This is a genomic window from Chitinibacter bivalviorum, assembly GCF_013403565.1.
Lineage (GTDB): Bacteria > Pseudomonadota > Gammaproteobacteria > Burkholderiales > Chitinibacteraceae > Chitinibacter > Chitinibacter bivalviorum.
Genome location: NZ_CP058627.1, coordinates 966,982 through 982,192 on the forward strand (window position 1 = coordinate 966,982; position 15,211 = coordinate 982,192).

Genomic DNA, 15,211 nt, shown 5'->3' on the forward strand with positions numbered 1-15,211 from the left:
AATGACATTGTACCGTGTCTGCTTGCATTGAAGCTGACGCGGGTTAAAGTTTCTGCAGAGAATCTGCAAGAAATAAGGGTTTTATTCACAAGCAAGCAAATTACTCTATCATAGTCGCCTGCCAATTTACTGCCGAGTCGTGTGATGCCTCGTTTTTATCCCGAACCTAGTTTTTCTCATCAATTGCCAAGCAAAGTGGGGGTGTTACTCGTCAATTTAGGCTCGCCAGACGCACCAACCGCGCAAGCTGTGCGCCCTTATTTAAAGCAGTTTTTATCTGACCCCCGCGTAGTAGAAATACCCAAACCTATTTGGTGGATGATTCTTAACGGCATTATTTTGAATGTAAGACCAAAAAAAAGCGCCGCTAAATATGCCAGCATCTGGACCAAAGAGGGTTCTCCACTGCGGGTTTGGACTGAAAAGCAAGCAAAATTACTAAAGGGATATTTGGGGGAGCGCTATCCTTCGCAATTGACCATTGATTACGCCATGCGTTATGGCAATCCTTCGATCGAGTCGCAAATTCGCAAATTAAAAGAGCAAAATTGCCAGCAATTATTGGTGGTGCCGATGTACCCACAATACGCTGCCAGCACAACAGCGAGCGTGTTTGACGAAGTGGCGCGAGTGATGCAAAAAACGCGTTTTCAGCCTGGCTTGCGAATCATGTCGCCTTATTTTGATCAGCCCGCTTATATCAAGGCTTTAGCTCAGAGTGTTCGGGATGATTGGATGAATAATGGGCGCGGTGACCATTTACTGATGAGCTTTCATGGTGTACCTAAATATACGCTGGAAAAGGGTGACCCCTATTTTTGCCACGCGCAAAAAACAGGACGTTTGCTGGCGGAGGAGTTGGGCTTAACAAAAGAGCAATACACCGTGGCGTTTCAGTCGCGCTTTGGTAAAGCGGAGTGGCTTAAACCCTATACTTCGGAAGTGTTGGTGCAGTTGGCTGGCAAAAAAATGGGCAAGCTAGATGTAATTTGCCCGGGCTTTGCAGCCGACTGTCTTGAAACTTTAGAAGAAATCGCGATGGAAGGGCGTGAGGATTATCACGCGGCCGGTGGTGGCGTGTATCGTTATATACCCTGTTTAAATGATCACACGTTATGGATTTCGGGGCTTGCAGAGCTGGTTTCTGTCGAGCTGACAGGCTGGCTGACAAACGGTAAATGTGCCAAAAATGAAAAATCTATGCTAGAACAAAGGGATAGCCGCGCAAGAGCTTTTGGCTTACAAAAATGATCTTGGGGTTTGGCGAAATTGACGCTACACTCTGCGGTAAGTTTATTCTTACAAAAAAGGGGAATCCCGATGGCTACTCGCCTATTTCTTGCAGAAGATGATCTGATCCTCGCTGATGCGCTAAAAACGAGCTTGTCGCAAGCTGACTTTCAATGTGATTGCGTCAATGATGGCGCGCTAGCATTACAAATCTTGTTGCACAATGATTATGACGCAGTTGTATTGGATATCGGTCTGCCAAACATGGATGGCCTGACGGTATTACGCAATGTTCGTCAGCACAAGCCTTCATTGCCTATCTTGATTTTGACTGCAATGGATGGTCTGGAAGAGCGCGTAGCGGGTCTGGATGCCGGTGCCGATGATTATCTGACGAAGCCTTTCGAGTTTTCTGAGTTAGAAGCTCGTTTGCGTGCATTATTGCGCCGCAGCCAGATTTTGCCGCAATCGGTTCAGCAGCTGGGTAATTTACGCCTTGATCGCGCGGGCCAGCGTGCATGGTGCAACGACTCGCCGCTTGATTTGTCTGCGCGTGAACTCACAGTATTGGAAATTTTGATGTCCAATATTGATCGTGTGGTCACCAAAGAGCAAATCGTAGGTGAGCTCGGCAATGAAAATGCGGAAGTGGGCCTAAACGCGATTGAGGTATATGTTCACCGTCTGCGTAAAAAATTGGAGCCGTGTGGTGTGGTAATCCGCACAATCCGTGGCTTGGGCTATTTACTTGAAAAACAACAACCATTGGCAACGGATGCAGGTAACTAAACGTTCATTACAGCGTCAATTATTGTTATGGACCGTCCTGCCCCTGCTGGTCTTATGGCTAGCAGGGGCAGGTATCATTTATGCGGTTTCATTGCATTATGCGAGCGAAAATAATGATGCTCATTTATCCCGCCTGGCAGATACTTTAGCGGCGCAAGTCATCAAAGCGGCTCGTCATGAAAGTGCTTCCACGGCTGAGTCGATTAATGCAGCAGCGCAACTCTTGCTAAAGTCGGGCCCAGAAGGGCAGTTGCACTATGCCATTCAGTTTGGCGACAGAAAATCAGTCATCGGCTCAGCAATTGCGCCGTTCAAAACAACACCTTCTGATCAAAACCGACAAATTTTTAGTGATATTTCACTCGAAAATCGTCCATATCGCTTGCTTTCGGCCTATTACGCAGCAAATCACGCCGAAAATCAGCCTGAAGTGATTGTCGAAGTGGCAAAAGACCTAAGTGCCCAAACGGCAACGCTAAATCAGTATATGTTGCGTATGGCCTTGCCCCTGGTTGCAATGATGCTTTTGATCAGCGTGATTATCTGGTTCGGGGTAAAAAGCAGCTTAAAACCGCTCGTCTTGCTCAAACAAATGGTGGAAACTCGCCAAGCGCAAGATTTATCGCCTTTGGTGCTTGAAAACGCGCCTGAAGAGCTCAATGCTCTGTCAGATGCGCTAAACCAATTGCTTGCTAGCACCGAAGGCAGTGTCAATCGTCAGCGCCGATTTATTGCCGACGCGGCGCATCAGTTGCGAACGCCGCTGGCTGGGCTCAAGTCGCAAACTGAATTGGCGATGCGTGAAAGCAATCCTGAAGGCTTGCGGGATCGGCTCAATATGGTGCACACCAGCGCCACACGCAGTATTCACCTAGTTAACCAGTTATTGACGCTGGCTCGTTCAGAGCCCGGCAGTCCAAATGGTATTCCCAAGGTTAAAATGGATCTGGCTCGCCTGATTCGTGACCTTACCGGTGAATTAGTACCCCGAGCTTTGGCCGCCCGAATTGATTTGGGTTGTGACTGCCTGGTGCAGGAAGCTTGGATTGATGGAAATTCGGCCTTGTTACGCGAGTTATTTATTAATCTGGTGGAAAATGCGATTAAGTATATCCCACGTGATGGCAGTGTTACGGTGCGTTTGACCGAAACGGCTACGCAGTATGTGGTTGACGTTGAGGATAACGGGCCTGGGATACCAGATGCGGACAAGCAACGGGTGTTCGAGCGCTTTTTCCGTCGTGAGCAAACCGGCAACGGCTGTGGTTTAGGGATGGCGATTGTACGAGAAATCGTTGAACGCCATAGTGGTACGGTTGAATTGCTAGATGCTGAACCAAATGGTTTGATTGTGCACGTGGTATTGCCTAAAAATCTATTTATTGCTTAACGTTTAGGTGTATACCCAGGTGGGTATAAACAAAAAGCCATCCGAGCGGATGGCTTTTTTATTGGCTAAAACCAATTGATTTTAGAACAAACGTGCTAGTAAAGCGTTGCTGTATTTTGCATCAAGTGGAATGTGTACTTGAATACCGTTGCCCGGCGCAACAGAAATATCCTTGCCGTGCTTGTCACGCAATTGCGTTAATGTCACTTCGATATTGCCACTTGGGTGGATGACTTCAAGGGTGTCGCCAATCGAGAATTTGTTTTTAACCTCGATTTTGGCCCAACCATCAGCCACCTCAATGATCTCGCCGACAAACTGGCTACGTTTCGCTTTAGAGTGCCCATCCAAGTAGTTTTGCGCTTCGTGTGTGTAGTGACGCTGATAGAAACCATCGGTATAGCCGCGATTGGCAAGCCCATCCAGATCGGCAAGCAAGGCTGGATTGAATGGGCGGCCAGCGACAGCATCGTCAATGGCCTGGCGATAAACCTGTGCCGTTCGCGCCACGTAATACAGTGACTTGGTACGACCTTCAATTTTCAGAGAGTCAACGCCAATTTTGACGAGGCGCTCAATGTGTTGAACTGCGCGCAGGTCCTTGCTATTCATGATGTAGGTGCCATGCTCGTCTTCGATGATCGGCATCAGTTCACCCGGGCGATTGGCTTCTTCAATCAGATAAGTTTTGTCGGCGAGAGGATGCCGCTCTGCGCCGCCACAGGCTGCGAAATTTTGATTCGCTTCGTTCATGGCATTTTGGAAGTCAAACTGAATGACCTGTGATTTCGGTTGTACATCACCCGCATCATCTTCTTCGGTATCATGCGTTTTATAATCCCAACGGCACGCATTGGTGCAGGTGCCTTGATTGGGGTCACGATGATTGAAGTAGCCAGATAATAGACAGCGACCAGAATAGGCAATGCACAATGCGCCATGCACGAACACTTCCAGCTCCATGTCTGGGCAGAGTTGACGAATTTCTTCGACTTCATCCAGGCTCAGTTCGCGTGACAAAATAACGCGCTGCAAGCCCAGAGCTTTCCAGAATTTAATCGCCGCATAATTGACGGTATTGGCTTGAACTGAGAGATGAATAACCTGCTCAGGCCATTTTTCGCGCACCATCATGATTAGGCCTGGGTCGGCCATAATTAGTGCATCTGGCTTCATTGCGATTACCGGCTCCATATCCGCCAAGTAGGTTTTAACTTTGGCGTTATGCGGCAGGATGTTGCTGGCAACAAAAAATTGCTTACCACGCGCATGGGCTTCTTCGATGCCGATGCCAATTTGTTCTAGTTTGAACTCATTGTTGCGTGCACGTAGGCTGTAGCGCGGTTGACCGGCATACACTGCGTCAGCGCCAAAATCATAGGCGGCGCGCATTTTGTCCAAAGTACCGGCGGGCAGTAATAATTCTGGTGCTTTAAGCATGTTGCTGTATTCCCAAATAAAAAACCCCGCCCTAAATGGCGAGGTTGTAATTACCGCAATTTTATCGACCCCGCATGCGGAGGTGGATCGAAAGGAGGGTAAATTTGATTTAGATCAAATTTGCGTGGCGGACTTTGCTTGTTTAGTCAGCTGCAATACAATTTGTTTAATATTTACAAGCCCATACCCGTGTAATTGATTACGATAAGGCCTCATCACTGAGGTGTTAACTATGTCCTACTGCAAAATGCTCGCCACTACTTTTTTGCTATTCAGTGTGTCGCTTGTTTCAGCGGCTACGCCACAAACCGTTCGTACTCCTTTTGTCGAAAACTGGGGTCAAGTGCCCTTGGCAACACTGGAGCGACAGGCAAAAACATTCGAAGGCACTTACTATCTGGAAGGCCTAGGAAATAGCAAGGTCGTGGCTTTAACTTATGATGATGGCCCAAGTAAAGACACGCCAGCTCTGCTCGATGTTTTAAAGAAAAACAATGTCAAAGCGACTTTCTTCTGGTTGGGTAGCAATATCGAAAAGCACCCAGACATCGCCAAGCGCGCTTTGGCCGAAGGGCATACCCTAGGTAACCATAGCTACAATCACCCCAATTTATCTGATCTACAAGGAGATACCTGGTGGACAGATCAACTGGCAAAGACCCAAGATGTCTACCGCAAAGTATTGGGGGTGCAGCCTAAGTTGATGCGTCCTCCGTATGGTTTTTTGCGTGATGCTCAGATTGAGGCGCTTAAAGCGCATGAAATGAAAGCTATTTTATGGTCGGTTGATACTGCTGATTGGTATCACACCCACACGATCAAGAACGACCTTGAAGCAAGTCAGAAAATCGCCGGCATCGTCAATCAGTATGTCCATCCTGAAGCAATCATCCTCATGCACGATGCGGGCGGCCGCGGTCGAGTGCCGACGTTGATGGCGACGGAATTATTTATTGGGCAACTTAAAAGCCAAGGCTATGGCTTTGTGACGGTTGATCAGTTAATCAAAACCGATGTGGCAAAAGCTCAATAGCCTTGTTTTTGTAACAGTTTTGCCGTGACCAGCCCCGCGTCCCAAGTCATGCTTGGGAGTAGGGTAATCACAGCTTGAATTGATGTGCGCTGAAAACCTGCTACTTCACCATCGGTATTAAACGGAACAACGGTGTCGGGTAGCAGTAGATCGTAGCAATACAAAACTTCATCGTGCGTGCCGTCGATCTCATTGCGTTGCGTGCGCAACTCTCCGCAAAAAACGGCTTGTTTTGCCAACTCTGCGTGTATGCCAGCTTCTTCGGCGAGCTCTCGCACTACGCAATCAAATTCACTTTCTTGGTAGGGTATACCGCCAGCGGCTAGGTTATCTAATCTGTTGGGGTCGATACCCTTAGTGCTTGCGCGTTTGCCTAGCCATAAACTGCCGTCGGTACAGATGCCGTTGATGTGCACGGCCTTACTGCACAAACCAAAGCGCCGAAAAGCGCCGCGTTCGAGGGTGAAAAGCGTGATCTCGGTATTCAGTTCGCCATTGGCATGAAATGGGTGTACGGCATAGCGCTCGTTACGCCAAGCTTTGATGAAGCCCTGCGTGCGTAAATACATCGCTGCCGCATCCATTTGAGCTTGAATCTCGGATGCGGCTATCCTTAGCTCAATTTGTTGCGCTGAAGATTGAAAGTGGGCGCTAAAGCTTTGCAGTAGTTGGGCAACTTTAGGCTCGATCCAACCTAGCGGGATGTCATTAATACTAAAGCGCAGCAGCCCGTCAGTAGAAAATAGCGGTTGGCTATCTAGGTAAGATGTGATGGCATTCATGGCAACGATTCGATTGGAAAACGTAGAAAGTATCAGTAGTTCTGGCATTTTTGCTACAATCGCGCGGAACACACCCACGGAGTCGACACAATGAGCAAGATCCGCCAAGACGATCTGATCAGCAGTATTGCAGACAGCCTGCAATATATCAGCTACTACCATCCAAAAGATTATATTCAAGCGCTGGGCAAGGCCTATGAGCTGGAAGAAAGCCCTGCAGCCAAAGACGCGATTGCACAAATTCTAACCAATAGTCGGATGTGCGCCGAAGGTCATCGCCCAATTTGCCAAGATACCGGCATCGTCACGGTGTTCGTGCGCGTGGGTATGGATGTGCAGTGGGAAGGTGCGACGATGTCGGTGAGCGACATGATCAACGAAGGTGTACGTCGTGCGTACTTGCACCCCGATAATAAACTGCGCGCCTCCATTCTGATGGACCCAGCGGGTGGCCGTAAAAACACCAAAGACAATACGCCTGCGGTGATTCATTACGAAATCGTGCCAGGCTGTACGGTGGATATCGATATCGCGGCCAAAGGCGGCGGCTCGGAAAACAAAACGAAATTCGTCATGCTCAACCCATCTGACTCAATCGTGGATTGGGTGCTGAAAACTGTGCCATTGATGGGTGCGGGCTGGTGTCCTCCAGGTATGCTCGGCATCGGTATTGGCGGCACCGCTGAAAAAGCGATGGTCATGGCCAAAGAAGCGTTGATGGAAGAGATCGATATTCACGAATTAATCGCGCGCGGCCCGCAAAGTCGCGTGGAAGAACTGCGTATTGAGCTGTACGAAAAAGTAAATGCACTCGGTATTGGCGCACAGGGTTTGGGCGGCTTGGCAACTGTTCTCGACGTAAAAATCAAAGACTACCCAACGCATGCGGCCAGCTTGCCAGTGGCGATGATTCCAAATTGTGCAGCAACACGCCACGTGCATTTCACGCTAGATGGCTCTGGCCCTGCCGAGCTGGAAGTACCAAAGCTGGAAGATTGGCCAGATGTAACGTGGACGCCATCGGCAGCCGCGACGCGTGTTGATCTGAATAATGTCACGCGTGAAGAAGTGGCGAGCTGGCAGCCAGGCCAAACATTATTGCTCAATGGCAAAATGTTGACTGGTCGCGATGCTGCGCACAAGCGGATGGTTGAGATGCTCAATAAGGGTGAGCAATTGCCGGTTGATTTTACTGGTCGCTTTATTTACTACGTTGGCCCAGTTGACCCAGTACGTGAAGAAGTCGTTGGCCCAGCCGGCCCAACCACCGCGACGCGGATGGATAAATTTACCGATCAAGTGCTCGAGCAAACAGGTCTGCTGGGCATGATTGGCAAAGCTGAGCGCGGCCCTGCAGCTTGCGAGTCGATCAAAAAACACAAATCGGTGTATTTGATGGCCGTAGGTGGCGCTGCCTACTTGGTTTCTAAGGCCATTAAAGCCAGTCGAGTGGTGGGGTTTGCTGATTTGGGTATGGAAGCCATTTACGAATTTGATGTGGTTGATATGCCAGTCACGGTGGCGGTTGATTCAAACGGCACTTCTGTTCATGCGACGGCGCCAAAAGAGTGGCAGACTCGCATTGGTAAAATTCCGGTCGCATCTGTGTAATTGATTTGGGCTTAAATAGAGCGCCACCCTATGGGTGGCGTTTTTTTGCGATCAAATCTTGGCTAAGTCATTCTATTTAATCAATAAAAGCGCGGTCGGATTGCCAATAAATGTATATTCTGTGATAATCATCGGCTTTTTTCGGGTCGGCCAAACTGATTAAGTTTGCTGGCGTTACTCATTGTTTGATGGCTTGCCCACCCATCGCTGTGCTGTAAGTTGGCGCACAAAGTGGCAAGACCTTCTAGCCCAGGGGGTATTGGACATGTCCAATCTGGCTACAGCTGCTGCCGCAATAAATGACATGGGTCAGCTGGATTTAACTACACCACTACCAGTTGGCGCTTATTTTGATGAGCAACTCTATCAACTGGAGCTGCAGCACTTATTCGCCAAAGGGCCGCGCTATATCGGCCACGAGTTAATGGTTCCCAATGAAGGCGATTACCATGTGCTCGAAGGCGATAATGGCGCTCGCTACCTAAAACGCACCGATCAGGGCGTTAAAGTTTTTTCTAATGTGTGTCGTCACCGCCAGGCCAGCATGCTGACCGGACGTGGCAATGCTACGCACACGGTTTGTCCTTTACATCGCTGGACCTATGATCAGCATGGGCAACTCAAAGGTGCGCCGCATTTTCCAGTTAACCCTTGTTTGCATCTGCCTGAAACCGAGTTAAAAAATTGGAATGGCCTGCTATTTGAAGATAATGGCCATGATATTGAGGGCGACTTGAAAAATCTCGGCGTCAAAGCCGATCTCGATTTTTCAAAGTATGTACTGCACAGCGTTCACATTGACGAATATGAGGGCAACTGGAAGACCTTTATCGAGGTTTACTTGGAGGACTATCATGTCGTTCCATTTCACCCCGGTTTGGGCAAATTCGTAGAGTGCAACGAGCTCAATTGGGAGTTTGGCGACTGGTATTCGGTGCAAACGGTTGGGGTGCACAATGCTTTAGCGCGACCCGGTTCGAAAACGTATGAGGAATGGTCCAATCAGGTAAAGCGCTACGATCACGGTAAAATCCCAAAATATGGCGCGATCTGGTTAACCTACTATCCGAATATCACTGTTGAATGGTATCCGCATACTTTGGTGATCTCTACCATTATTCCGACCGGGCCTCGCAGCTATAAGAATGTGGTGGAATTTTATTACCCTGAAGATATTGCTTATTTTGAGCCCGATTTTGTGGCTGCAGAACAGGCGGCGTATGCCGAAACAGCCGTTGAAGACGTTGAAATCATCAACCGAATGGAGGCAGGGCGCATTGCTCTGCACAAGGCCGGACGCAATGAAGTTGGTCCTTATCAAAGCCCAATGGAGGACGGCATGAGGCATTTTCATCAGTTCCTGCGCCGCGAGTTGGGCGACGCCATTGAGCGACTTGAAAAGTAGTTTTGAAAAAAGGCAGCAAACGCTGCCTTTTTTGTTTGCGGGGTATGTCTTTGCGAGTCAATTCAAATCGAGTTTTAGAATAAATACAGCAATGGGGTATTAATGTTTTCGTGGATTGAACGTTGCAAACAGTCAGGGCCGTTCTGGATGGTGATGGCAGGCTTTATGTTTGCGATCATGGGGGTGTTTGTTAAATTAGGCAGCGAAGTTTTTTCAACGGCCGAGTTGGTTTTTTACCGCTGCGCTGCCGGATTAATCGGTATCGGCGTGATTGTGCTATCGCAAGGAAAATCTTTGCTCGTAGATAGAGCCAGCCTCAAGCTGCACCTCTCTCGTAGTGTTTCCGGTTTTGTGGCCTTGATGCTGTACTTCTATGCCATCAGCCATTTGCCGCTCGCAACTGCCGTGACCCTCAATTACACCTCGCCGATCTTTTTTGTCCTTGTTCTTACTTTTGCGCGCAAACAATGGCCGAGGCGAGGGCAAATTTTTAGCGTGCTACTTGGATTTATTGGCGTGGTAATTTTACTTCGCCCAACGATCTCTAGCGAACAATGGCTAGCCGGTCTATTGGGTTTGGGTTCGGGCATGTTGGCCAGTATTGCTTATTACAATGTCAGTGAATTGGGGAAGGTCGGGGAGCCTGAGTGGCGAACAGTTTTTTACTTTTCCTTGGTATCAACAATCGGGGCAGGGGCTTGGATGCTACTACAAAGTACGCCACTGCATTGGCCGGATTTTCAAGGCTGGATGGTCGTAGTTTGCATGGGTGTGGCAGCGACCTTGGCTCAGTTGAGCATGACCCGAGCTTATCGCAAAGGTCGCTCGCTGGTGGTCGTTAGCTTGGCCTACCTCACGGTTTTATTTTCAACGCTGTTCTCGTGGGTGATTTGGCGAGATCAAATTTCATTGTTCTCGCTCGTGGGAATGCTATTAATTGCATTGGCTGGCATTTGGGCTGGTGCTACACGACTGCAACGTAGTTGAGAAGCATATTTGCCGTGACTTCGGTTCAAGTTAGAATGGTCGGATCGGAGAAAAAAATGCGCTTTTTGATTAGTAATGATGATGGTTACTTTGCACCCGGCATCGCAGCCTTGGCGATGGCCTTGGGTGAAGAGGGTGATGCATTGGTGTGTGCTCCCGAGCGGGATCGCAGTGGTGCAAGCAACTCGTTGACCTTGGATCGACCGCTTCAAGTTCGAACCTCGCCATCTGGTTTTCATTACGTCAATGGCACGCCCACCGACTGCGTGCACCTAGCTGCTACGGGATTGATGGAAACGCCACCTGATATGGTTGTTTCGGGCATTAATCATGGCGCTAACATGGGCGACGATACGATCTACTCTGGCACAGTGGCCGCCGCAACTGAAGGTTTTTTGCTGGGCATACCCTCGATTGCCATCTCACTTGCTTCGCGCAATCCTACTCATTTTGAAACCGCTGCGCGTGTCGCTCGAGAATTGGTGCAACGTTTTAAGCGTGAACCTTTTCGTGGTGCCGTGCTATTGAATGTGAACGTGCCCGACCTGCCTTATCACGAACTGAAAGGCTTTGCGGTAACGCGGCTGGGCCGGCGGCATAAGTCGGCTTCGGTGATTCGTAGTGCAAACCCTCGTGGCGATACAATTTGGTGGGTTGGACCTATCGGTGAAATTGCAGATGCTAGCGAAGGTACTGATTTTGATGCTATTGAGCGAGGCTTTGTGTCAATTACACCGCTCTCGGTCGATCTGACCGCCTATCCGCAGTTGGAATTTGTTCAGTCGTGGATGGAGTTGCAAAATGCTGAGTAGTGGTAGCGGCATGACCTCTGCTCGTACACGCGCTAGGCTGGTAGAGCGGCTGCGGGGCCAAGGGATCCAAAATGAATTAGTGCTGCAGATTATGGGGCAAATTCCACGGCATGAGTTTATCGATGAGGCGCTATCGCACAAGGCCTATGACGATACATCGCTACCAATCGGATTTGGGCAGACTATTTCGCAGCCTTATATTGTTGCCCGCATGAGTGAGCTTGCTGCAACGGTACCAGAGCGCAAGCAGGTATTGGAAATCGGTACTGGCTGTGGTTACCAGACAGCCATCTTGGCCAAGTTATTCAAAACAGTACATACCATCGAGCGAATTGGGGGCTTGGTGCGCAACACACGAGACAGGCTCAGTCGCTTGGGCGTTCATAACGCAAGGCTGCGGCATGCTGATGGCAGTCTAGGCCTGCCAGATTTAGCGCCATTTGATGCGATCTTAATTACAGCAGCGGCGCCCATCGTACCCGAGAATTTGATTAATCAGCTCTCTGATGGCGGCCGATTGATCTTTCCTGTTGGCTCGCAAAATCAAGAGCTGAGAATGATTGAGCGGCAAGGTGAATCCTATTTCGAAACCCGCCTTGAAAAAGTTAATTTTGTCCCGCTCTTAACGGGTGTCTTGTAATTAAATGTGCGACAACTTGTCGCGCAATCAGGCAAGTCCTATTAATTCCCTCAAATTACACCGCTGGCGCGTGTAAACTGACGCCGCTTGCCCAGTTTTTTTTGCCTCTGGGATACACGTTTTAGGGTATCCAGTTAAATTTCTGATCCATTTATACTTGTCTGCAATAGGAGAGTTCGCGTGCGCGCTTATCGTTTGTTACTCATCGCCTCAGCCAGTTTAGTTGCGGCTTGTGCCGGTACGCGCAATGCCCCTGCTCCCATTGTTGATGGTACTCAATTAGCACAAGCCGCTACGCCTCAGCCTGCGCCTCTAGCTACGCCAACGCCCTCGATCGCTGCCAGTACGACGGGCTCCTATATGGTTAAAAAGGGCGATACTTTATATCGGATTGCAGCAGAAAATCATGTGGCAGCACGCGATCTTATGGCCTGGAATAACTTACAAGATACCAACATTAAAATCGGCCAAGTTTTGCTGCTGGCGCCGCCACTTGGCGCCAACGGGGTAACAGTAACCCCACTTTCAGATGGTGTGGCAAAAGGTCAGAGCACTGTAAATCCTTCTGTTGAAACGAAAAATACGCCCAAGGCAGTCAAAGAAGGGTACAGTCAACAATCTGCATCCAGTATTGCATTGGCAGCCGAAGGGCAAAAAGTTGCGACAAAACAACAGTCGATCGCAAGCCGGGCGACAGCATTAGAAACTAGGCCAGTTGCCACTACAGCATCTTCCATATCAACAGCAAACCCCAATAAAACAGCAACTCCAGTGGCATCATCGCCGGCGTCAGTCAATACCAATTCGGCAGAATTTGGTATGCCAACTAGTGGAAAAGTAATTCGCTCCTTCAGCGAGGCGAGCAAAGGAATTGATATTGCAGGCAAACTTGGGCAATCTATTGTTGCGTCAGCACAAGGAAAGGTAGTTTACGCCGGTGCTGGGCTACGAGGGTACGGCAAGATGGTGATATTGCAACATAACAATGGCTATCTCACCGCCTATGCGCATAACGATAAATTGTTAGTCAAAGAGGGGGATGTCGTTAAAAAAGGTGAAAAAATTGCAGAGATGGGCAATAGCGACGCGGATCAAGTAAAACTCCACTTTGAAATCCGCAAAGGCGGCAAGCCAATCGACCCAAGCAAATTCATCGCGACAGAATAGACTATGAGCGAACAAATAGAAATTCTTGAACAAGACCTCATTGCTGATGACGTAGAAGATCTCGATGCTGAAGCAGCCCTCGAAGATGAAGCCGAGGACGTCGATGCGGAAGCCAAAGAAGATCCGGAGCGATATGTCAGCGAAAGTACTGGTGACGTAACCCAAATTTATTTAAATGAAATTGGTCAGTGTAAATTGCTGACTCCCGATGAAGAACGAGCATTATCTCGTCGCGTAGTGCAGGGCGACTTTGCGGCACGTCAAAAAATGATTGAGCACAACCTTCGACTGGTTGTGAACATTGCAAAGCATTACATCAATCGCGGTATGACGCTGCTTGATCTGATTGAAGAAGGCAATATCGGTCTGATGCATGCACTAGAAAAGTTTGACCCTGAGCGTGGATTTCGCTTCTCAACCTATGCTACTTGGTGGATTCGCCAGAGCATTGAGCGCTCGATCATGAATCAATCTCGCACTATTCGCCTACCTGTGCATGTCATCAAAGAGCTTAATGTGTATCTACGTGCTCAGCGCCATTTAGAGGCGTCTCTGGGCCATGACCCTAGCGTTGAGGATATTGCACATCTGGTTGGTAAAGATGTCGAGGATGTCCGCCGCGTTATGGGGCTGAATGAGCGCGTTGCCTCCTTAGATGCGCCGCTCGATATAGATCCAATGCTCACCATTGGCGAGTCTATTCCTGATGACCAACATGATGGCCCTGAAGCCATTTTGCAAAATGCTGAAGTTGAACGCTACGTGCGTGAATGGATGAAGCAGCTAAATGAAAAGCAGCGCATGGTTATTGAGCGCCGCTATGGCTTAAATGGCTACGAGATCTGTACGCTGGAAGATTTGGCTGCGAATTTGAGCTTGACCCGCGAGCGCGTGCGCCAAATCCAGATCGAAGCCTTAGATCAACTGCGGCGCATTCTGCGTCGCTATGGCGTTTCCAGAGACGTGGTTTTATAACCCAGACGACAACGTAAAAAAGCCAGTCGATGACTGGCTTTTTTGTGGGTATTGCTCGAATGATTTGACACTTAAATGGTTTCGAGCGGATACCCCGAACTTAGATGCCGCGCAGCAATTCGTTAATGCCCACTTTCGAACGGGTTTTGGCGTCAACTTTTTTCACGATCACTGCACAATACAGGCTGTATTTGCCATCTGCCGATGGCAAATTACCAGAAACAACGACTGAACCTGCCGGGATGCGGCCATAAGTGACTTCGCCTGTTTCGCGATCGTAAATACGGGTAGATTGGCCGATATAAACACCCATCGAAATTACCGAACCTTCCTCAACGATGACGCCTTCAACCACTTCAGAGCGGGCGCCGATAAAGCAATTGTCTTCAATAATTGTTGGGCCTGCTTGCAGCGGCTCAAGTACGCCGCCGATGCCAACACCACCAGACAAGTGAACATTTTTACCAATTTGGGCGCAAGAACCGACGGTTGCCCAAGTATCAACCATGGTGCCTTCGTCCACGAAAGCGCCAATATTGACGTACGATGGCATTAGTACGACGTTTTTGCCGATGTAAGAGCCTTTGCGAGCAATTGCATTGGGTACAACGCGGAAACCGCCGGCACGGAAATCAGCTTCGGTGTAGTCGCCAAATTTACTTGGCACTTTATCAAAGAAGTTCGTGCAGCCACCATCCATAACAACGTTGTCATTGATACGGAAAGACAGCAATACCGCCTTTTTGATCCACTGATTGGTCACCCAGTCGCCATTTGTTTTTTCAGCAACGCGCAATTGGCCTTTATCCAGCGCATTAATAACTTCGTTCACAGCGTCACGCAACTCTGCTGAAACATTGCTCGGCGTGATGTCCGCACGGTTTTCAAATGCGGTTTCGATAATTGATTGCAAATTACTCATAATGACTCCTAAAGAAAACTAAGGCCCA

Annotated in this window: 14 protein-coding genes; 11 read left to right on the top strand and 3 right to left on the bottom strand. The window is 48.9% G+C overall.

All coding sequences use genetic code 11. The annotated features are described in order from the left end of the window. The first annotated feature begins 144 nt into the window (after positions 1 to 144). The 3 genes from hemH (at position 145) to HQ393_RS04425 (ending at position 3,409) form a co-directional block, all read left to right on the top strand. The gene (gene hemH, locus HQ393_RS04415; RefSeq protein ID WP_179357640.1) at positions 145 to 1,251 is read left to right on the top strand and encodes a ferrochelatase; all 1,107 of its coding nucleotides are present in this window, start codon (positions 145 to 147) and stop codon (positions 1,249 to 1,251) included. 69 nt (positions 1,252 to 1,320) lie between these two features. After that, positions 1,321 to 2,019, top strand: a complete 699-nt coding sequence (locus HQ393_RS04420; RefSeq protein WP_179357641.1) for a response regulator transcription factor — start codon at positions 1,321 to 1,323, stop codon at positions 2,017 to 2,019. After that, a complete protein-coding gene (locus tag HQ393_RS04425; protein WP_179357642.1) occupies positions 1,979 to 3,409 on the top strand; it encodes a sensor histidine kinase in 1,431 nt (476 codons plus the stop codon). Before HQ393_RS04420 ends, HQ393_RS04425 begins: the two co-directional genes overlap by 41 nt. A gap of 81 nt (positions 3,410 to 3,490) precedes the next feature. Here HQ393_RS04425 and trhP read toward each other — a convergent pair whose 3' ends face one another. After that, a complete protein-coding gene (trhP, locus tag HQ393_RS04430) occupies positions 3,491 to 4,849 on the bottom strand; it encodes a prephenate-dependent tRNA uridine(34) hydroxylase TrhP (RefSeq protein ID WP_179357643.1) in 1,359 nt (452 codons plus the stop codon). A gap of 232 nt (positions 4,850 to 5,081) precedes the next feature. Here trhP and HQ393_RS04435 point away from each other — a divergent pair, with 232 nt between their 5' ends. Beyond that, a complete protein-coding gene (locus tag HQ393_RS04435; protein WP_179357644.1) occupies positions 5,082 to 5,882 on the top strand; it encodes a polysaccharide deacetylase family protein in 801 nt (266 codons plus the stop codon). Here HQ393_RS04435 and HQ393_RS04440 read toward each other — a convergent pair. Then, a complete protein-coding gene (locus HQ393_RS04440) occupies positions 5,876 to 6,664 on the bottom strand; it encodes an NUDIX hydrolase (RefSeq protein WP_179357645.1) in 789 nt (262 codons plus the stop codon). The two genes, HQ393_RS04435 and HQ393_RS04440, sit on opposite strands and share 7 nt — an antisense overlap. 90 nt (positions 6,665 to 6,754) lie before the next feature. On the opposite strand from HQ393_RS04440, the gene HQ393_RS04445 reads away from it, so the two are divergent. From HQ393_RS04445 to rpoS, 7 genes are all read left to right on the top strand, one after another. Continuing rightward, a complete protein-coding gene (locus HQ393_RS04445; RefSeq protein WP_179357646.1) occupies positions 6,755 to 8,275 on the top strand; it encodes a fumarate hydratase in 1,521 nt (506 codons plus the stop codon). 181 nt (positions 8,276 to 8,456) lie between these two features. After that, entirely contained in the window at positions 8,457 to 9,680 is a 1,224-nt protein-coding gene (locus HQ393_RS04450) for an aromatic ring-hydroxylating oxygenase subunit alpha (protein WP_438833117.1), read from the top strand. Between the two features lie 102 nt (positions 9,681 to 9,782). Beyond that, on the top strand, positions 9,783 to 10,667 hold the full coding sequence (locus HQ393_RS04455) for a DMT family transporter (protein WP_246307949.1): 885 nt from the start codon (positions 9,783 to 9,785) through the stop codon (positions 10,665 to 10,667). A 56-nt stretch (positions 10,668 to 10,723) separates the two neighbouring features. After that, the gene (gene surE / locus HQ393_RS04460; protein ID WP_179357647.1) at positions 10,724 to 11,479 is read left to right on the top strand and encodes a 5'/3'-nucleotidase SurE; all 756 of its coding nucleotides are present in this window, start codon (positions 10,724 to 10,726) and stop codon (positions 11,477 to 11,479) included. Further along, positions 11,469 to 12,119 (top strand): protein-L-isoaspartate(D-aspartate) O-methyltransferase, encoded by a 651-nt coding sequence (locus tag HQ393_RS04465; protein ID WP_246307950.1) that lies wholly within the window; start codon positions 11,469 to 11,471, stop codon positions 12,117 to 12,119. Before surE ends, HQ393_RS04465 begins: the two co-directional genes overlap by 11 nt. Positions 12,120 to 12,299: 180 nt before the next feature. After that, positions 12,300 to 13,286 (top strand): peptidoglycan DD-metalloendopeptidase family protein, encoded by a 987-nt coding sequence (locus tag HQ393_RS04470; RefSeq protein ID WP_179357648.1) that lies wholly within the window; start codon positions 12,300 to 12,302, stop codon positions 13,284 to 13,286. Positions 13,287 to 13,289: 3 nt separating this feature from the next. Further along, complete coding sequence (gene rpoS, locus HQ393_RS04475; protein ID WP_179357649.1) at positions 13,290 to 14,261, top strand: RNA polymerase sigma factor RpoS; 972 nt, start codon at positions 13,290 to 13,292, stop codon at positions 14,259 to 14,261. A gap of 100 nt (positions 14,262 to 14,361) precedes the next feature. Here rpoS and dapD read toward each other — a convergent pair whose 3' ends face one another. Beyond that, positions 14,362 to 15,183 carry a 2,3,4,5-tetrahydropyridine-2,6-dicarboxylate N-succinyltransferase gene (gene dapD, locus HQ393_RS04480; RefSeq protein ID WP_179357650.1) on the bottom strand — a complete coding sequence of 274 codons (822 nt, stop codon included), beginning with the start codon at positions 15,181 to 15,183 and terminating at the stop codon, positions 14,362 to 14,364. Between the last annotated feature and the right edge of the window lie 28 nt (positions 15,184 to 15,211).